This window comes from Klebsiella sp. 141251 (assembly GCF_050600725.1).
In the GTDB taxonomy this organism is placed as follows: Bacteria; Pseudomonadota; Gammaproteobacteria; order Enterobacterales; family Enterobacteriaceae; genus Klebsiella; species Klebsiella aerogenes.
In genome coordinates this window covers 174,406-192,548 of record NZ_JAQIRG010000001.1, presented here as the reverse complement: position 1 = coordinate 192,548, position 18,143 = coordinate 174,406, and the positions used below count along the sequence as shown (strand labels likewise).

The window sequence follows — 18,143 nt, the reverse complement described above, 5'->3', positions numbered from 1 at the left end:
CCTTCAATATAACCTTATCAATTCAGGATGATTTTTTCTTTAGAATGAAAGATGCCAGATTATTTATGCTGCGCATATAGGCTGGATCATCGCCTTCTGAGACCTGGATGTTGAAGGTTTTATCAAGCATAACGATAATCTCCGTTGCATCGACAGAGTCAAGTTTCAAGCCATTGCCAAACAAGGGCGTATCATCATCTATTTGATGAGCCTCACGCTGGACATTCAGGCGTTGAATAATTTCGTTTTTAATCGTGATGATTATTTTTTTTCTTTCATCAATTTCATCATGGATGTTTGTCACACCGAACTCCTTGGATAATTAAATGATTTCTCTAAAGTTAATAATGACGCCCTGGCTAATAATTTTCTTGCCAACATTAGCTGTAACTAAATAATGTTTAAACCCACTATCATCAGAAAATGACAGCTTGCTTACCACTTCAATCGTATCTCCCGGGTAAGCCGTTTCTTTAAATTTCAAATTCTGTGATGCTAACACTCCACGCACCGCAGCACGCCTTGCATGTATTATGCTCAACATATCCGGATGCTTGATATAAGCATGGATATCACGCAATGACCTAAGTTCTTTACCCGAGTGTTGTTGATAAATATCACAGATATCAGTGAGAAAAGAATAATACTCGCTTGCCTGGCCAAATATCTCAGAAATGATCGCTCCTGGCATAATGGGATCTTCCGGAAAATGTCCAAGCAGATAAGGATCATTATAAGTTACATGTTTTATAACTTTGATGAAGCCATTCTCTCCGTATTTAAAATCGACTATTTTATCTACCATGAGTAAAGGTTGACGCCAGCCGCCCATAGCAAGAAAAATTTTTGGTGGTATTGAATACTTAGACATATATCACCGCATTACCATGCCACCATCGACGACGATGGTTTGCCCTATGACATAGCTAGATGCTGAAGAACTTAAATAAACAATAACGTTGGCCACCTCGTCACATTTTCCGAGTCGTTTTAATGGAATTGAGTTAGTCACTTCACGAACAACTGTACGTGGAACCTTCTTCGCCATTTTAGATTCAATCATCCCCGGCGCGACCGCGTTAACGCGTACTCCCCGCGGCGCCAGCTCAGCGGCAAGTGTCCTGGTAAAACTTAATATTGCACCTTTTGATGCGCTATAGTTTGCCTGGCCAACGCTTGGTACAAGAGCAGCCACCGATGCGACATTAATAACAACTGGATTTTCCGCTGAACGTAATAGCATTAATGCTTCCTTCGTTAACCGGAACAAGCTAAGTAAATTAATGCTAATGACAGAATAAAAATCATCAAAGGTCATTGATGCAAAGAGGCTATCCTTAACAATCCCCGTATTATTCACCAGCACGTCCAGTCTTCCGGCTTCGACAGTCAAGCGCTCACACAACGCAGTCACTTCTTTCTGGCTTGTGAGATCGCATGGCAAAATATTAAGTAAGTTGCCATTAGCATGGTTTCCTTTCAGAGCAATCAAAGGCTCGACATTTGATTTATACAACGCATATACCGTGCATTTTTGCTCAAGAAATTTCTCGCAAATTGCAAGACCTATGTCGCCGCTGGCACCAGTAATCAGCACCTTTTTACTTACAAGATCGCTATACCTATACATTTTACATGAATGCCTTTATTAATAGATTATGGTTGCGGCTATCGCATATGTCCGGCAGTGTGAAATACTCAATGATATATTCATAATTTGTTGATTATTTAGAATCTCCTTAACACTCCCTGACAATATGAATTCAGGTTTTCCATATTCATCATGAACGACCTCAATGTCATGGAAACGGATCCCGTGACTAAATCCATACCCTATGGCTTTTACCAGAGACTCCTTAGCAGCCCAAAATCCTGATGCCCTCTCATAATTAGGGCAAGGAAAATCAATATCTTTGATCTCATTATCCGTAAATACTCGATGAAGAAATCCTGACTTATCATTGGCAATGGCTTTTTCTATTCTTGCCACTTCAACAATATCTGTACCAATACGCATTGCACATCCCCCAATGAATTAAATCTGGTACGCAAAGTTGAAATTTAATTTATATTCATCGACATCCAAATTATTAGGATAGATAAAAGGGGCTGATACCGAAGCATCATATTCCAGAGCTCTGACAGCCCCTTTGACACCCAAAATACCACCCATTATTTTTTTGCCACTAAGGTTCTGTGAAGGTAACTTACCAATTATTTGACCGTAATCTGCACCGATATAGGGTATGAGACCTTTATAACCCGTCACAGCATTTAGCGTGTTCTGTAAAAAGAAACCTTTATTGCCATAGATCCCATCACTATTTTGAAAACCACGCACACTCCAACGATCGCCTATCGTGAACTGATCCTGTAACGTCAAATTATCCGGTGAATACTGGGCGCCAAAATTAAGTTCATAATAGGCGTTAACTGGCAACATTGTTAACCATTTCACGTAATTCACATTAAGGTTCACAATTTGACTTTCTTTACTAACAGTGCCAGTGCGCATATCAGGTGTATCGGTACCGCCAAACGCCTTGGTAAACCGCTGCCAGGTTACCGTGGAGTCCAGTGCTGCCCCGGTAAAGTTTCTCTTATAATTTACGCCTAACCGTACATTACCCATATCACGCTTTTGCAATACCAGTTCTGTCCCACCCAATGTGTAGTCATACTTACGTCTGATCAGTTCAGCGCTTGCAGACAATTTTGAGTTCACATTGCGGTATAGCATTCTATTGCCTTTAAGACTGAAGTATTCTGTCTTGCCAATATAGTCAAAAGTATATGCACCAATATCGATGCCTTGATGGGATTTACTTTTACTATAATAGAGACTAAGATCATAATAACCGAATGGCACACTATAATAAGTACTCACGTTCTTATAGCCACCCGTTTGGCTACCTGTCCCTGCAAGATAAAAAAGGTCACTCAAGCCTGTGACATTATATAAATAACTTGTTCCACCGATAAGTTCACTACCAGTACTCTGATCGCCGAAGTTATTATAGGAAGCCCTTAAGCTCCATTTTTTTTGCGCTGCGTATTTATTACTACTTTGCTCGAACCATTTTCGGAACCTGGCAGAATGTTGATCTTTACATCCACCTCAGGGGTTCTCTGTATGTTTTCCAGGCCTTGTTCTAGATCTCGGATGTTCAGAATATCGCCAACTGAAAAAGGTAAAATCCACTTGCTTATATCATTTCCAGCAACAACGATCTCTGAAATTCTTCCAGGCACAACCGTCAGTTTTAATTTTTTCGTTGATAAATCCTGAGTTGGAATTTCAACTCTGGTAGTAATATACCCTGCGTTTATATAATAATCCTGGAACAGCACAGCAGCCTTTTTGAGCCCATTCATTCCGAGACATTGACCAACTACCTGATTTTCTATTTTCTTTAATTCATTATTATCTAAAAAATCATCACTAAGAATCAATTCATTGATCTGAAAACAAGGTGTTTCTTGCGGGAATGTGCTATCAGTATATTTCTTTGTTGTGGCATCAGAATACACATCTTTCTGCTCTATTTTTCTGTCTTGTAAGGACGCATTATCGTTACTTTGCTGTTCTTTTATAAGACGACCTAACTGAACATCAGCAGCAGCCACAGGAAGCGCAACCAAAAAAAGAGAAGTAATAATTAATGTATGTCGAATATCCATTTCATATCCTGATAATGTGAAAGCAGTAATCCCTTACTGCTTTCACCTGCTACCTGATTTATTTACCGACCACGGTACCAAAAATGTTTACAATATTAGCAGTAGTCTGAAATCCTTGCGCACCACCTAATACAGCCCAAAAACCAGTATTGACTATTTTTTTGGCATTGATAACAGCTTTACCATTGGTATACAGATTACCGTAATTATAAATGTTATTACTTGCCGTGACGTTCAATTCGCTGTCAGCAACTAAGTTAGCCCAGTTAGAGATATTTTTAGCGGTGACGTTAGTTGTTTTGGCCGAAATGTTCGCGCCAAGGTTATTGGTCAGGTCATTTGCTGTAGAAATATTAAGCGTATTTCCAGCAGCAATATCACTGTTATTAGTAATGGTTTTCCCCGTCAGGTTCAAATCACCATCAGCACTAAATGCATGGTTATTAGTCAGATAACCAGAAGCATTTACCGTCATATTACCTTTGGCGTTCACCCAGCCGGTATTATTATAATCTCCATTGATATTAATCAATACGTCGCTATCAGAAGAGATGATACCGGTAGCCGTGTTTTTTGCGATAGAGCCACTTGCTTTGGACGATAATCCACTGGCATCAATCTTCATGTTGCCTGAACTGTAGATTGTTGCATAATCAGCGGCAATTCTCTTCGCTGCAATCGTCATTTTCCCGGAATTCGCAACAATCTGCCCTTTGTTACTGGCAAGATCGCCAGTCAGGTTAATATTTACATCACCGGTTTGCGCAATGATACGACCGGATTCGTTATTCAGGCTTTTCGCCGTAATATCAACACCCTCACCACCAATTAAACCACCTTGTTGGTTTCCATAACCGAAATATTGGCCAACATAGAAACCGAACTTGTCGCTATCGGTGCTGGTGATTTTGCCTGCCGCATTAAGCGCTAGTTTTTGATCAGCAACCATCATAGTATATTTAGCATCGATATCAGCTCCGGAATCGATACTGATATTTTTAGCTTTAATGACTGAACTGTCTGTGCTCACGGTGTTGGCTTTGATAGTAACATCACCGTTTACTGAAGTTATCACCCCCAAGCGGCTGTAGTAATTATCGAGATCGATATTTACACCATCTCCTCCGTTAATACCGGATTGGCTGGTATTGATGTCGCGACCAGTAATTGAAACAGTCTTACTGCTTTCAATTTTACCCATATAGTTATCAATATCACTGGTGGTTTGGATGCTCACATCACCATCTGAGGCAATTTCGCCAGCCCAGTTGAATAAGTAGTCAGCAGCAATCTCGATGCCATTACCTGAGACGATACCCAAGGATTCACCGCCCGTGGTATCGGCCGATTTGTTGTCGTTGTTTTTAACTGCTTTCGTTGTCGTTAATTTTACAGCACCAGCACTGGAACGGATCAAACCAGTTACGTTTTCAATGTTTCCAGTACTTTCAACTTCGACATTGCCCGTTGAATCAATAGTGCCACCATTATTGGTTAACGATGTATTTTTCAGGCCAACATAGCCAGCATGAATCTGACCGTTGTTATTATTAAAATCACCTGATTCTATTGCAACGACACCCGCCTCAATACCCGCCGTTTTAGCTTTTCCGGTATTGGTAAAAGTATTACCACTGGTATTGACAGCCAGCGTTTGTCCGGCAGCCAGTTTACCATTACTATTATCGAATTTACCGCTGGTAATATAGTTATTCGTGGTTGCTAAAATATTGCCACCGTTGATATTACTAACATTATTACCCGAAGTATCAATAGCGATCATTTTATCGCTATTGATTTTCCCTGCGCTATTTTCTAAAACACCGTTGGTGTTCAGGGTGATATCGCCACTAGACTGGATAGCTGCATTTTTATTAACTAACTTCCCATTGCTGGTAAGCTTTATACCGCTATCGCCGCCTGCAATCGTTCCCTGATTTCGCACACCAACCCCAGTTTCAGTACTGACGAGGTTAATCTTATTCGCGTACATTCCGCCTAACTTAGATACATCCACGCCATAGCTGCTAGCATTGCCAGTAGCAGTCACGGTACCCGTCACCACCCCCTCAGTATTAAGGGCATTATTGCCAGCGACGACATTAAGTTCACTCGCAGAAAGAGCGCCATTCACCACGATACTGCGCGCGAGGATTTCGGTCGGCGAGTCGCTCTGAAATCCACTTACCGTAATCGTTCCGCCATTAACCGAATAGCCATTTAGCAGCCCATCATCACCGATCTTTGGCGTGCCAGTCGTCAATGTCCCTTTTTCAGCGTTGATGAATCCGCCTCCCTGAGTCGTAATGCCATTAGGGTTGGCAATGATTAAGTGAGCGGAATCACCTGCAACTTCCATCATGCCATTAATGGTACTGGCATTTGTTGAAGTTACTTCGTTAAGAATAACCATTGCGCTGCCATCCGTAAGGTTCGGGTTGGCCGCAATCTGCCCTGCCAGCACGGACTGTGCTGCGCTTGTTGCGTTATTAAAAATAACGCCCTCGGCACCAACATTCAGCGTGTCATATACGTTATGCGAAAGGCCATTGCTGTTCGCTTTGGCGATATTAACAACCGGCACGCCATTGGAAGCTTCAGTAACGCTGCCATTTTTAATAGAAATTTCCGCCTGCGCCATTACGGGCATCAGCAGTAATAATGACGCTGCAATCGGGTTTAATTTCACTGACCTTTTTTTGTTTTCGTGGTATTTCATATGAACCTTTCTAAGATAGTATTGATTGAGTGCAGCCAGAAGGAATAATCTGCGCTAATGCAGCAATATTCACCCTGACTATTTTAAGTACGCATCATGCATACAAAATCCCTGTGAAAAGCACGTAAACTCATCAAATGTTATATGCAGTTCTATTCAATAAATTATTTTTAAATATATTAAAAATGTATTTTTGCGCTCGCCTACGCCGAATGCATATACCTACATGGAACAAAGAAAATTGATTCAATTCATACAAAATATGAGACATCCCCTGTCCACGCATCGAGCGTAACGACTCGTCTCAACGCTGTTAGTTCATCAGTTCTCATCTCGCCTGCTAAACCAATTCAAAATTTTTTTAGCGATGCGTAATAAATAATGGCACACACAACGCCGTATCCTTACTCCGTTACAGTTTCACCGATTAAAATAATGAACAAAAAGTGAATTCGTTCCGTGCATAATCAACTTTCCTTATTTCATGATTGAGATCAACGCTGTATGCCCCTCTTCTTCCGGGGTTTATTCACTCTCATGTTTTATCATGTAAGTATGAATTCATCGTTTTGAGGTTCAATTTGAGAAATTAATTAGCAAAACTAACCTGGCGTTGGTCATGAAAAAATATGCTGAATACTTTTTGAAGGATTACAAAGCAGGAAGGAAGGGATCAGTAATGAAATCTAGATTTGCCGGAGAGCGGCTTAAGCCTTCTCCGGCATCGACATCAGCGCAATGCCCGAATGGCGTTGCGCCATCGGGCTTTGCGTGTTAATCGCGGAAGTTTTTGAACTGGAATGGCTGGCCGAGATCGCCGCTACGCACCAACGCCATTACCGACTGCAAATCGTCACGGGATTTACCTGTGACACGAATTTCTTCGCCCTGAATCTGCGTTTGTACTTTTAGCTTGCTGTCTTTAATCAATTTAACGATTTTCTTCTGTATTGCGCTCTCAATGCCCTGTTTCAGCTTAGCTTCGACAAACCAGGTTTTCCCGCTATGTACAAAGGTTTCTGGTACGTCGAGCGAACTTCCCTCAATGCCGCGCTTGAGCAGCTTCGCGCGTAAAATATCTAATAACTGATTGACCTGGAAATCAGACTCACTCAGCACCTTGATGGTTTTACTGGTTTCATTCAGCTCAAAGGTGGCTTCAACATTACGAAAATCAAATCGTGACTCGACTTCGCGGCTTGCGTTTTCGACCGCATTACGCGCTTCCTGAAGATCGACTTCAGAGACAATATCGAAAGATGGCATCTTTTCCTCTCCTTCCGTTTCTTTTGCGTTGCATAATACCCACAACGCGGCATAACTCAACTTGTTATCCCGGAAGCTTAGCTGATAACGCTATACTTTAGCTACAAGCGCCTGGGAGTCGCAGGTGAGGAGGAATAATGAAAGTAACCGTACTGGGATGCGGTGCACTGGGACAACTGTGGTTAACCGCGCTGTGTAAAAACGGACATGAGGTCCAGGGCTGGTTACGCGTCCCGCAACCATTTTGTAGCGTTAATCTCATTGAGACTGACGGTAGCACCTTTAACGAATCAATGACCGCTAACGATCCTGATTTTCTCGCCTCCAGCGATTTGCTACTGGTGACGTTAAAAGCATGGCAGGTTTCGCAGGCGGTGAAAAATCTGGCCGCTATATTACCGGCTTCGGCGCCTATTTTGCTTATTCATAACGGCATGGGCACCCTGAATGAATTAAAAAACATTAAGCAACCACTGCTGCTGGCGTCCACCACCCACGCCGCCCGACGCGATGGCAATGTCATCATTCACGTCGCCCAGGGAACCACTCATATCGGCCCTGCTAAAAGCTATAGCGAAGATTACAGCGACCTCGCCGACATCCTACAAAACGTACTACCGGATGTCGCCTGGCACGACAATATCCACCCGGCGTTGTGGAGTAAGCTGGCCGTCAACTGCGTGATTAACCCCCTGACCGCGCTGAAAGATTGCAGAAATGGCGATCTGCGTGATTTTCCGCATGAAATCAATGTTATCTGTCAGGAAGTCGCCGCAGTAATGCAACGTGAAGGCATTCATACGTCGGCAGAAAACCTGTTATTGTATGTGAATCAGGTCATTGAAAGTACTGCAGATAATATTTCATCGATGTTGCAGGACATCCGCGCGCAGCGGCATACGGAAATCGACTATATCACCGGTTTTCTGCTTAATCGCGCCCGGGCCCACGGTCTGTCAGTGCCGGAAAATGCCCGTTTATTTGAACAGGTAAAGCGAAAGGAGAATATTTATGAGCGCGTCGGCACTGATTTGCCTCGCCCCTGGTAGCGAAGAGACCGAAGCGGTCACCACTATCGATTTATTAGCGCGCGGCGGTGTGAAAGTGACCAACGCCAGCGTCGCCAGTGATGGCAATCTAACGATTGTCTGCTCAAGAGGCGTGAAGCTCCTCGCGGATGCGCCGCTGGTCGAAGTCGCCGATGGCGATTTTGATATCATCGTTTTGCCTGGCGGAATTAAAGGCGCCGAGTGCTTCCGCGACAGCCCTTTGCTGGTAGAAACCGTAAGACAATTTCATTTATCCGGGCGCATCGTGGCGGCAATCTGTGCCGCGCCAGCGACCGTTCTGGTGCCACATAATCTGTTCCCTATCGGCAACATGACCGGTTTCCCGGCGCTAAAAGAGCATATCCCCGCCGAACAGTGGCAGGATAAACGCGTCGTCTGGGATCCCAGGGTTAATTTGTTGACCAGCCAGGGGCCTGGAACATCTATTGATTTCGCCCTCAAAATGATTGACCTGCTGGTCGGGCGCGAAAAAGCGTATGAAGTGGCTTCGCAGTTGGTCATGGCTGCTGGCATCTATAATTACTACGAATCCTGATAGCCGGTCCGCGCAGCGGACTGGCCCCCCTGTATCTTGAGGAGCCGTAGCATGTCCCGTAGCGCAACCGATTCTCGTGACCTCGTCATTAGCCGCTGGCTCAGCGCGCCCACTTCAGCTCTCTGGCGCGCGTGGTCCGATCCGGCATTACTCAAAACCTGGTGGTGCCCTAAGCCGTGGTATACCGACGTTCTGGCCTTTGATTTGCGTCCAGGTGGGGCTTTTCACACCGTGATGCACGGCCCTGACGGTGAACGTAGCGATAACCCCGGCTGCTTTCTTGAAGTCATTCCGCAGCAAAAATTAGTCATGACCTCAATGCTAACCGAGAACTTTCGGCCGGCCGTTACCCCTTTTGCTATGACGGCTATTATTACCTTTGCGGATGAAAACGACGGCTGTCGCTATACGGCTACGGTACTGCATGCAGATGATGAAACCCGCGAGCAGCATGAAAAGATGGGATTTTTTGAGGGATGGAATATCGTTATCGATCAGTTGAATGCGCTGGCGATGACGCTACGCTGATACGCCAGCCAATAGATGTAAAAAAGCCTTCCCTAAGGGAAGGCTTTTCATAAGTAGTACAGGCGAATTACGGACGATACACTTTCACGTTAGTAAAGCCCTGCTCGCGCAGGTATAGCGCCTGCAGACGGCTCATCACGCCGCGCTCACACCACAACAGCCAGGTTTTGCTTTGATCGAGGTTGCCAAATTGGGTGCTCAGTTTATAGAACGGCAGCGAAACAACATCGACGCCTTCCACTTTTAATGGCTTGTCATCCTGCTCATCGATAGAACGAATATCGAGAATCACGTCATTGGCGCTGAAGCCGCTGACGGTTTCCACTTCCACCACGTCCTGCTGCGTTTGCTGGGCGATATCGCGAATATCGATGTTATTCGCTTCCTCAACCACTTTATCCAGAATGCTGAAGTCGAAGTTCTCTTCTTCCGCTTCGATCTTCGCTTTCACCGCTTTTACGGTTGGGCTCTTCGAGATAACGCCGCAGTATTCCGGCATGGTGCGGGCAAAATCTTCCGTGCCGATTTCACGCGCAAGATTGATGATGTGTTCTTTATCATGCGAAATCAGCGGACGCAGGATCAGCGTGTCAGAGACATTATCGATAAGACGCAGGTTGGTCAGCGTCTGGCTGGAGACCTGGCCCAGCGCTTCGCCGGTCACCAGCGCCTGCACGCCATAACGCTCAGCGACTTTCGATGCCGCACGCACCATCATACGTTTGAGCACCACCCCCATCTGACCATCATCGACTTTTTCAAGAATTTCGCCAACGACCGGCTCAAAATTGATTGCCACGAAACGAACGCGATGGGAGCTGCCGAAGCGGTTCCACAGATAGTGCGCCACCTGACGAACGCCGATTTCATGCGCCGCGCCGCCGAGGTTGAAGAAGCAGTAGTGTACGCGGCAGCCGCGGCGCATCAGCATATAGCTTGAAACCCCGGAGTCGAAACCGCCGGAGATGAGCGACAGCACATCTTCCTGAGTACCAATGGGGAAGCCGCCAATACCTTCATAGCGCCCTTTCACCAGCAACAGGCGATCGTTTTCAATCTCGAGGTTAACCGTCACGTCCGGGTCGGTGAGCTTCACGCGCGCCGATTCGATATGCTGGTTCAGGCCGCCTCCAACGTAGCGCTCAACCTCAATTGAGGTGAATTCATGTTTACCACGGCGCTTCACACGCACGCAGAAGCTTTTGCCTTCGAGCTGCTCGCGCCACAGCGGTAATGTCTGCTCAAAAATGTTGTGCAGCGAGGTGAAAGGTACATCTTCCACCTCCAGAATATGGTGAATGCCCGGGATACGGGTCAGCGCGTCGCGAATAGCCGGACGCTGATTTTCGTCTTTCGCGCGAACTTCGATATGATCCCAATGACGAACGACGGCGAGCGTCTCATCATAGTTTTTGAGAACGTTACGAATGTTCCCGGTTAAAATTTTAATAAAGCGCAACCGCACAGATTGGCTTTTGATGGTGATTTCCGGGAACAATTTAATGATAAACTTCATGGCGACAATAGTTCGTTGGCAAGCCCGACGGGGCTTTAAGCAAAAAAGTTGTACAGGCGCAATACAGCGTCTGCATCCAGGGCGCGGAGTATACCATCATTGTTCGCTTTTCGCCTGGCATTGCGCATTTTCGCAAAAATGTATCCGTAGGGTGAATGCCGCGAGTTTGCTTAACCGCCCGACTCCGTTACCATACTGATAGCCATCGAGACATAACAAGAGTCTATATTCACTATGCCAAAGAAAAATGAGGCCCCGGCCAGCTTTGAGAGCGCTTTAGGCGAACTCGAGCAGATCGTTAATCGTCTGGAAAGCGGCGCACTACCGCTGGAAGAAGCGCTCAGCGAATTTGAACGCGGGGTGCAGCTCGCGCGCCAGGGCCAGACGAAACTGCAACAGGCCGAGCAGCGTGTCCAAATCCTGCTGGCCGATAGCGAAGATGCGCCGTTGACTCCCTTTACGCCGGACGCTGAATAAATGGACTTCCCGCAACAATTACAGGCCTGTGTCACCCAGGCCAATGACGCGCTGCGCCGTTTTATCTCCCCGCAGCCGTTTCAGAACACTCCGCTGGTTGAAGCCATGCACTATGGCGCATTATTAGGCGGTAAACGGCTGCGCCCTTTCCTGGTTTACGCCACCGGCGAGATGTTCGGCGTTAGCCGTTCCACGCTGGATGCCCCAGCCGCCGCCGTCGAATGCATTCATGCCTACTCGCTGATGCATGACGATCTGCCGGCGATGGACGACGACGATCTGCGCCGCGGTCAACCCACGTGCCACATCAAGTTTGGCGAAGCGAACGCTATTCTTGCCGGCGACGCCCTGCAAACGCTGGCATTTTCTATACTGAGTGATACGCCGATGCCGGAAGTGCCGGATCGCGACCGTCTGGCGATGGTTTCCGAACTGGCCCAGGCCAGCGGCGTCGCCGGAATGTGCGGCGGTCAGGCGCTGGATCTCGAGGCGGAAGGCAAACAGGTCGATCTGCAGACGCTGGAGCGAATTCACCGTCACAAGACCGGAGCGCTTATCCGCGCGGCGGTTCGTCTTGGCGCGCTGAGCGCCGGCGAGCGTGGCCGTCAGGCGCTGCCGGCGCTCGATCGCTTTGCGGAGAATATCGGTCTCGCCTTCCAGGTGCAGGATGACATTCTTGATGTGGTAGGTGATACTGCGACTCTTGGCAAACGTCAGGGTGCCGACCAACAGTTAGGCAAAAGTACCTATCCGGCGCTTTTGGGTCTTGAGCAAGCCCAGCAGAAAGCACGCGATCTGGTTGCCGATGCCCGCCAGGCGCTAGATGAACTGGCTGTGCAATCGCTGGATACCACGGCACTGGAAGCGCTCGCGAATTACATTATTCAGCGCGATAAATAAACAATAAATGAGTCTCTGATGAGTTTTGATATTGCCAAATACCCAACCCTGGCGCTGGTAGATTCCACCCAGGAGTTGCGCCTGCTGCCAAAAGATAGCCTGCCTAAGCTCTGCGATGAGCTGCGCCGCTATCTTCTGGACAGCGTGAGCCGCTCAAGCGGCCATTTTGCCTCTGGCCTTGGCACGGTTGAACTGACCGTGGCGCTGCACTATGTCTACAATACGCCGTTCGACCGCTTAATCTGGGACGTCGGTCATCAGGCCTACCCGCACAAAATTCTCACCGGTCGTCGCGACAAAATCGGCACTATCCGGCAGAAAGGCGGGCTGCATCCGTTCCCTTGGCGCGGCGAAAGCGAATATGACGTACTGAGCGTCGGTCACTCCTCCACCTCTATCTCCGCCGGGATCGGCGTCGCTATTGCCGCCGAAAAAGAAGGCAAACAGCGACGTACCGTTTGCGTCATTGGCGATGGCGCTATCACCGCCGGGATGGCATTTGAGGCGATGAACCACGCGGGCGATATCAAACCAGACATGCTGGTCGTGCTGAACGACAATGAAATGTCGATCTCAGAGAATGTCGGCGCGTTGAACAACCATCTGGCGCAGTTGCTCTCCGGCAAGCTGTATTCCTCGCTGCGTGAGGGCGGCAAAAAAGTCTTCTCCGGCGTACCGCCGATTAAAGAACTGCTTAAACGTACCGAAGAGCATATTAAAGGTATGGTGGTGCCCGGCACGCTGTTCGAAGAGATGGGCTTTAACTACATCGGCCCGGTAGATGGCCACGATGTGCTGGGTCTGGTTAATACGCTGAAGAATATGCGCGACCTGAAAGGACCGCAGTTCCTGCACATCATGACCAAAAAAGGCCGTGGATATGAACCGGCCGAAAAAGACCCCATCACCTTCCATGCGGTACCAAAATTCGATCACACCAGCGGCGTGCTGCCAAAAAGCAGCGGCGGCCTGCCAACATATTCGAAAGTCTTTGGCGACTGGCTGTGCGAAACCGCGGCGAAGGATGACAAACTGATGGCCGTCACCCCGGCGATGCGTGAAGGTTCGGGCATGGTCGAGTTCTCGAAGAAATTCCCCGATCAATATTTTGATGTCGCCATTGCCGAACAGCACGCAGTCACCTTTGCCGCCGGGATGGCGATTGGCGGCTATAAGCCGATCGTGGCGATCTACTCAACCTTCCTGCAGCGCGCTTACGATCAGGTGATCCATGACGTCGCCATTCAAAAGCTGCCGGTTCTGTTTGCAATCGATCGTGCGGGCATCGTCGGCGCCGACGGTCAGACACACCAGGGAGCGTTCGATCTCTCCTTCCTGCGCTGCATTCCGGAAATGGTGATCATGACCCCGAGCGACGAAAATGAATGTCGCCAGATGCTCTACACCGGTTATCACTATAACGACGGTCCTAGCGCGGTACGCTATCCGCGCGGTACCGGAACCGGCGCCGCGCTTGAGCCGCTGGCGTCGCTGCCGATCGGGAAAGGAGTGGTGAAACGTAACGGCCAGAAGCTGGCAATCCTTAACTTCGGGACATTATTGCCGGAAGCCGCGCAGGTTGCGGAAAAACTCAATGCGACGCTGGTCGATATGCGTTTTGTGAAACCGCTTGATGACGCGCTAATCCTGCAGCTTGCCGCCGATCACGATGTGCTGGTTACCCTTGAAGAGAACGCTATCATGGGTGGTGCAGGCAGCGGCGTAAACGAGCTTTTGATGGCCCACCGTCGCCCGGTACCGGTGCTGAACATCGGCCTGCCGGACTTCTTTATCCCACAGGGGACTCAGGAAGAAGTTCGCGCCGATCTCGGCCTTGATGCCGCCGGTATCGAAGCCAAAATCCGCGACTGGTTGGCATAATTGCCCATACCGCTCCTGCTATGCTTAAAGGATACCTTTTAAAGTAGCAGGAGCGTCTTATGCACTACATCCCTCTTGGCGATACCCATCTTCGTGTTTCCCGACTCTGTCTCGGTTGTATGACCTTCGGCGAACCTGACCGCGGCAATCACGCCTGGACGCTCCCTGAAGAGAGCAGCCGTCCGCTGATTAAACGTGCGCTGGAAGGCGGAATTAACTTCTTTGATACCTCGAACAACTATTCCGATGGCAGCAGCGAAGAGATACTTGGCCGCGCGCTGCGGGAGTACGCTCGCCGCGATTCGGTGATCGTCGCCACCAAAGTTTATCACCAGGTCGGCGATCTGCCGCAGGGACTATCACGCTCGCAAATCATGCGATCCATTGACGATAGCCTGCGCCGTCTGGGAATGGACTATGTCGACCTGTTGCAGATCCACCGCTGGGATTACGCCACGCCCATCGAAGAGACGCTGGAGGCGCTCAGCGATGTCGTACGCGCCGGGAAAGCGCGCTATATCGGCGCATCATCAATGCATGCCCGCCAGTTCGCCCAGGCGCTCGCCCTGCAGGAACAGAACAATTGGGCGCGCTTCGTCACCATGCAGGATCACTACAACCTGATTTATCGCGAAGAAGAAAACGAGATGCTGCCGCTATGCCAGCGCAAAGGGATTGCGGTCATGCCGTGGAGCCCGTTGGCGCGCGGCCGACTAACACGACCATGGGGAGAAACGACCGCACGCCTCGTCTCCGATGAGTTCGGTAAATCGCTGTATAGCGCCACCGACGCCAATGATGAGCAGATAGCACAGAAGCTGGAGGAAGTGGCTGAGGAGTTAGACGCCAACCGCGCACAGGTGGCGCTGGCCTGGCTATTAAGCAAGCCCGGCGTGGCAGCGCCGATTATTGGCGCCTCGCGGCAGGAACAGTTGGATGAGCTCCTTCATGCCGTCGATTTAACCCTGACGCCAGAACAGATCGACAAGCTGGAGGCGCCCTATCGGCCCCATCCAATCGTCGGCTTCAAATAACGCCGCAATTTAGACCCCGGCCGCGCCGGGGTGCAGATTTAGAATAGACCTATCGGCCAGTGGTGGCCAATCAGATACAGTACGCCGGCGGAGATCACCCCGGCGACAATATCGTCGACCATAATCCCCATTCCGCCATGAATATTGCGATCGAACCAGCGGATTGGCCATGGCTTCCACATATCGAAGATACGGAAAATAACGAAGCCGGCGGCCACCCACTGCCAGTCCATCGTCGGTAGCGCCATCAGGGTGATCCACATCCCGACAAACTCATCCCAAACGATGCTGCCGTGATCATGGGTGCCCATATCTTTAGCCGTACGGTGGCAAAGATAGACGCCAATACAGATGCTCATCATCACCACCAGCGAATAGAGCTGCCAGGGAAGAAAGGTCATCAGATACCAGAACGGAATCGCCGCCAGCGACCCCATGGTTCCCGGAACCACCGGGCTCAGCCCGCTACCGAACCCGGTCGCCAGCAGGTGCCAGGGATTGCGCATATTGAGGCGGCTTTTCGCCTCGTCTCTACTGCGTGCCAAAATGATCGTACCCCTTTAAATCCAATTTAATCGGCTTACCCTCACGGATAAACTGCAGTCCATCTGCTTCCGCCACGATCTGGCCGATACAGGTAAAACGCGCGCCTAGCTGACCAATCGCGACATCGAGCGCCCCGCGGTTCAGCTCAGGTACGGTAAAGCACAGCTCATAATCTTCGCCGCCGGCGAGCGCCCAGCGCAGCGCCTGCTCAGGATCGACCTGGCGCAGCATAGCATCGGAGTACGGCATCGCATCGAGATCGATACGCGCGCCGCAGGCGCTGGCCTTCAGGATATGACCAAGGTCTGAGATCAGACCGTCAGAAAGATCGATCGCTGAATTGGCCAGGTCGCGCAGCGCCTGCCCCTGCAGCACGCGGGGCATCGGACGCAAATGGCGCGCCAGCAGGTAATCGGCATCCGCTGGCGAATCGACCGTTAACCGGTCCTGTAAAAGCGCCAGCCCGGCGGCGCTGTCGCCCGGCGTGCCGGTGACATAAATCCAGTCACCAGGCTTGGCCCCGGAACGCTTCATCGCGCGACCCGGCGGCACAAAGCCGTGGATACCCAGCGTCATCGACAGCGGCCCTCGGGTGGTGTCGCCGCCGATTAGCTGCATATCATAATAGTTAAGCTGGACAAACAGACTGTCGCTAAAGGCTTCAAGCCACGCTTCGTCTGCTTCCGGCAAGGTGAGCGCCAGCGTTAACCACGCCGGTTCCGCGCCCATCGCCGCCAAATCGCTCAGGTTCACCGCCAGCGCTTTATACGCCAGGTCGGCAGGGTCGATGTCGGCTAAAAAGTGGTTGCCCGCCACCAGGGTGTCGGTGCTGATTGCCAGCGTTTTTTTCTCGGGGATATTCAGGAGCGCGCAGTCATCGCCGATGCCGGTTTCAACATCAAGGCGGGCGCTTTTAACGCGATCAAAATAACGGGCAATCAGGGAAAATTCGCCGCATGCCATACGTTATGCCTCAGCAAAGAAAAGAATAAGGCCGGGTTCGCAGGATCAGATCCTGCAAAGCCCGGCCTGCAGTTTACTTTTTGCGGGGACGGATTACCGGGGCCGCTTTATCCAGCACGCCGTTGACAAACTTGTGGCTATCTTCAGCGCCGAAGGTTTTCGCCAGCTCGATAGCTTCGTTGATAGCCACTTTGTACGGCACGTCGTCACGCTTCGACAGCTCAAACAGCGCGATACGCAGTACCGCTTTTTCTACCTGACCCAGCTCTTCCAGCTGGCGCGACAGGTATGGCTTCATCAGACCGTCGAGATACGCGCTGTTAGTCGCCACTCCGGACAGCAGTTCGCGGAAATACAGAACGTCGACATCTTTTACATCCTGTTCCGCCAGGAACTGGTATTCAACATCAGCGATGTCGTTCTGGGACAACTGCCAGGAGTAGAGCGCCTGGACGGCACACTCACGGGCGCGGCGACGAGCAGCAGGTTTCACGGAATTCCCCTTACAAAAAATCAGGCCTTGATGGCTTTCAATACGTTAATCATTTCCAGCGCGGTCAGCGCGGCTTCTGCGCCTTTGTTACCGGCTTTGGTGCCAGCGCGTTCGATGGCTTGTTCAATACTTTCAGTAGTCAGAACACCGAAGGCTACCGGGATTTCACTGTCCTGAGCGACGTGCGCCAGGCCATTGCTTGCACCGCCAGCCACATATTCAAAGTGGGCGGTACCGCCGCGAATCACCGTACCCAGCGCGATCACCGCGTCATATTTACCGGTTTTTGCCAGTGCGCCAGCCGCCAGCGGCAGCTCATACGCGCCTGGAACCCAAACAACGGTGATGTTTTCATCTTTTACCTGACCAATGCGCTTGAGGGCGTCAATCGCGCCTTCCAGCAGGCTGTCATTGATAAAGTTGTTGAAACGCGCAATGGTGATGGCGACGCGAGCGTCCGGGGTAGCAACGTTAGCTTCAATAATGTTCATACTCTTCCTTCGGGTTCATGTGCCCCGCAAGGGGGGCGGATTT

At 49.6% G+C, this 18,143-nt stretch carries 18 protein-coding genes and 1 pseudogene; 7 read left to right on the top strand and 12 right to left on the bottom strand.

Annotation, left to right across the window (positions count from 1 at the left end):
• Nucleotides 1–22 precede the first annotated feature (22 nt).
• The 7 genes and pseudogenes from PGR09_RS00930 to PGR09_RS00900 all read right to left on the bottom strand — a co-directional run bounded on the left by PGR09_RS00930 (nt 23) and on the right by PGR09_RS00900 (nt 7,666).
• Entirely contained in the window at nt 23–304 is a 282-nt protein-coding gene (locus PGR09_RS00930) for an acyl carrier protein (RefSeq protein ID WP_316423025.1), read from the bottom strand.
• Nucleotides 305–322: 18 nt separating this feature from the next.
• On the bottom strand, nt 323–871 hold the full coding sequence (locus PGR09_RS00925) for a 3-hydroxyacyl-ACP dehydratase FabZ family protein (protein WP_047044488.1): 549 nt from the start codon (nt 869–871) through the stop codon (nt 323–325).
• A gap of 3 nt (nt 872–874) precedes the next feature.
• Complete coding sequence (locus tag PGR09_RS00920) at nt 875–1,630, bottom strand: SDR family oxidoreductase (RefSeq protein ID WP_049059413.1); 756 nt, start codon at nt 1,628–1,630, stop codon at nt 875–877.
• A gap of 18 nt (nt 1,631–1,648) precedes the next feature.
• Nucleotides 1,649–2,017: a holo-ACP synthase gene (gene acpS / locus PGR09_RS00915; protein ID WP_088389819.1), complete on the bottom strand. Its 369-nt coding sequence runs from the start codon at nt 2,015–2,017 to the stop codon at nt 1,649–1,651.
• Nucleotides 2,018–2,035: 18 nt separating this feature from the next.
• Nucleotides 2,036–3,681: pseudogene (locus PGR09_RS00910) on the bottom strand (ShlB/FhaC/HecB family hemolysin secretion/activation protein).
• A 58-nt stretch (nt 3,682–3,739) separates the two neighbouring features.
• Nucleotides 3,740–6,400, bottom strand: coding sequence for a filamentous hemagglutinin N-terminal domain-containing protein (locus tag PGR09_RS00905; protein ID WP_045390895.1), 2,661 nt, complete (start codon nt 6,398–6,400; stop codon nt 3,740–3,742).
• Nucleotides 6,401–7,174: 774 nt separating this feature from the next.
• Nucleotides 7,175–7,666 (bottom strand): YajQ family cyclic di-GMP-binding protein, encoded by a 492-nt coding sequence (locus tag PGR09_RS00900; RefSeq protein WP_045390897.1) that lies wholly within the window; start codon nt 7,664–7,666, stop codon nt 7,175–7,177.
• 137 nt (nt 7,667–7,803) lie between these two features.
• On the opposite strand from PGR09_RS00900, the gene panE reads away from it, so the two are divergent.
• The 3 genes from panE to PGR09_RS00885 are packed head-to-tail and all read left to right on the top strand — an operon-like array spanning nt 7,804 to nt 9,799.
• A complete protein-coding gene (gene panE, locus PGR09_RS00895) occupies nt 7,804–8,715 on the top strand; it encodes a 2-dehydropantoate 2-reductase (RefSeq protein WP_047044505.1) in 912 nt (303 codons plus the stop codon).
• Complete coding sequence (gene yajL / locus PGR09_RS00890) at nt 8,678–9,271, top strand: protein deglycase YajL (protein ID WP_047044507.1); 594 nt, start codon at nt 8,678–8,680, stop codon at nt 9,269–9,271. Before panE ends, yajL begins: the two co-directional genes overlap by 38 nt.
• Before the next feature lie 51 nt (nt 9,272–9,322).
• Nucleotides 9,323–9,799, top strand: coding sequence for an SRPBCC family protein (locus tag PGR09_RS00885; protein WP_020079493.1), 477 nt, complete (start codon nt 9,323–9,325; stop codon nt 9,797–9,799).
• A gap of 67 nt (nt 9,800–9,866) precedes the next feature.
• Here PGR09_RS00885 and thiI read toward each other — a convergent pair whose 3' ends face one another.
• Complete coding sequence (thiI, locus tag PGR09_RS00880; protein ID WP_047044510.1) at nt 9,867–11,315, bottom strand: tRNA uracil 4-sulfurtransferase ThiI; 1,449 nt, start codon at nt 11,313–11,315, stop codon at nt 9,867–9,869.
• Between the two features lie 234 nt (nt 11,316–11,549).
• On the opposite strand from thiI, the gene xseB reads away from it, so the two are divergent.
• The 4 genes from xseB to PGR09_RS00860 are packed head-to-tail and all read left to right on the top strand — an operon-like array spanning nt 11,550 to nt 15,607.
• Entirely contained in the window at nt 11,550–11,792 is a 243-nt protein-coding gene (xseB, locus tag PGR09_RS00875) for an exodeoxyribonuclease VII small subunit (protein WP_045390907.1), read from the top strand.
• On the top strand, nt 11,793–12,692 hold the full coding sequence (gene ispA / locus PGR09_RS00870) for a (2E,6E)-farnesyl diphosphate synthase (RefSeq protein ID WP_045390909.1): 900 nt from the start codon (nt 11,793–11,795) through the stop codon (nt 12,690–12,692).
• An 18-nt stretch (nt 12,693–12,710) separates the two neighbouring features.
• Nucleotides 12,711–14,573, top strand: a complete 1,863-nt coding sequence (gene dxs, locus PGR09_RS00865; RefSeq protein ID WP_047068049.1) for a 1-deoxy-D-xylulose-5-phosphate synthase — start codon at nt 12,711–12,713, stop codon at nt 14,571–14,573.
• A gap of 59 nt (nt 14,574–14,632) precedes the next feature.
• Nucleotides 14,633–15,607, top strand: a complete 975-nt coding sequence (locus PGR09_RS00860; RefSeq protein WP_047044517.1) for an aldo/keto reductase — start codon at nt 14,633–14,635, stop codon at nt 15,605–15,607.
• A gap of 38 nt (nt 15,608–15,645) precedes the next feature.
• Here PGR09_RS00860 and pgpA read toward each other — a convergent pair whose 3' ends face one another.
• From pgpA to ribH, 4 genes are all read right to left on the bottom strand, one after another.
• A complete protein-coding gene (gene pgpA / locus PGR09_RS00855) occupies nt 15,646–16,158 on the bottom strand; it encodes a phosphatidylglycerophosphatase A (RefSeq protein ID WP_264673708.1) in 513 nt (170 codons plus the stop codon).
• Nucleotides 16,139–17,116: a thiamine-phosphate kinase gene (gene thiL, locus PGR09_RS00850; protein ID WP_045390918.1), complete on the bottom strand. Its 978-nt coding sequence runs from the start codon at nt 17,114–17,116 to the stop codon at nt 16,139–16,141. Before thiL ends, pgpA begins: the two co-directional genes overlap by 20 nt.
• A gap of 73 nt (nt 17,117–17,189) precedes the next feature.
• Nucleotides 17,190–17,609: a transcription antitermination factor NusB gene (gene nusB, locus PGR09_RS00845; RefSeq protein WP_015367993.1), complete on the bottom strand. Its 420-nt coding sequence runs from the start codon at nt 17,607–17,609 to the stop codon at nt 17,190–17,192.
• A 20-nt stretch (nt 17,610–17,629) separates the two neighbouring features.
• A complete protein-coding gene (gene ribH / locus PGR09_RS00840) occupies nt 17,630–18,100 on the bottom strand; it encodes a 6,7-dimethyl-8-ribityllumazine synthase (protein WP_001021161.1) in 471 nt (156 codons plus the stop codon).
• Nucleotides 18,101–18,143 lie beyond the last annotated feature (43 nt).

Coding starts and splice junctions, on each gene's coding strand:
- thiI (WP_047044510.1), bottom strand. CDS start 11,315: ATGAAGTTTATCATTAAATTGTTCCCGGAAATCACCATCAAAAGCCAA.
- panE (WP_047044505.1), top strand. CDS start 7,804: ATGAAAGTAACCGTACTGGGATGCGGTGCACTGGGACAACTGTGGTTA.
- xseB (WP_045390907.1), top strand. CDS start 11,550: ATGCCAAAGAAAAATGAGGCCCCGGCCAGCTTTGAGAGCGCTTTAGGC.
- acpS (WP_088389819.1), bottom strand. CDS start 2,017: ATGCGTATTGGTACAGATATTGTTGAAGTGGCAAGAATAGAAAAAGCC.
- yajL (WP_047044507.1), top strand. CDS start 8,678: ATGAGCGCGTCGGCACTGATTTGCCTCGCCCCTGGTAGCGAAGAGACC.
- ribH (WP_001021161.1), bottom strand. CDS start 18,100: ATGAACATTATTGAAGCTAACGTTGCTACCCCGGACGCTCGCGTCGCC.
- thiL (WP_045390918.1), bottom strand. CDS start 17,116: ATGGCATGCGGCGAATTTTCCCTGATTGCCCGTTATTTTGATCGCGTT.
- dxs (WP_047068049.1), top strand. CDS start 12,711: ATGAGTTTTGATATTGCCAAATACCCAACCCTGGCGCTGGTAGATTCC.
- PGR09_RS00860 (WP_047044517.1), top strand. CDS start 14,633: ATGCACTACATCCCTCTTGGCGATACCCATCTTCGTGTTTCCCGACTC.
- PGR09_RS00905 (WP_045390895.1), bottom strand. CDS start 6,400: ATGAAATACCACGAAAACAAAAAAAGGTCAGTGAAATTAAACCCGATT.
- PGR09_RS00900 (WP_045390897.1), bottom strand. CDS start 7,666: ATGCCATCTTTCGATATTGTCTCTGAAGTCGATCTTCAGGAAGCGCGT.
- ispA (WP_045390909.1), top strand. CDS start 11,793: ATGGACTTCCCGCAACAATTACAGGCCTGTGTCACCCAGGCCAATGAC.
- PGR09_RS00925 (WP_047044488.1), bottom strand. CDS start 871: ATGTCTAAGTATTCAATACCACCAAAAATTTTTCTTGCTATGGGCGGC.
- PGR09_RS00920 (WP_049059413.1), bottom strand. CDS start 1,630: ATGTATAGGTATAGCGATCTTGTAAGTAAAAAGGTGCTGATTACTGGT.
- PGR09_RS00885 (WP_020079493.1), top strand. CDS start 9,323: ATGTCCCGTAGCGCAACCGATTCTCGTGACCTCGTCATTAGCCGCTGG.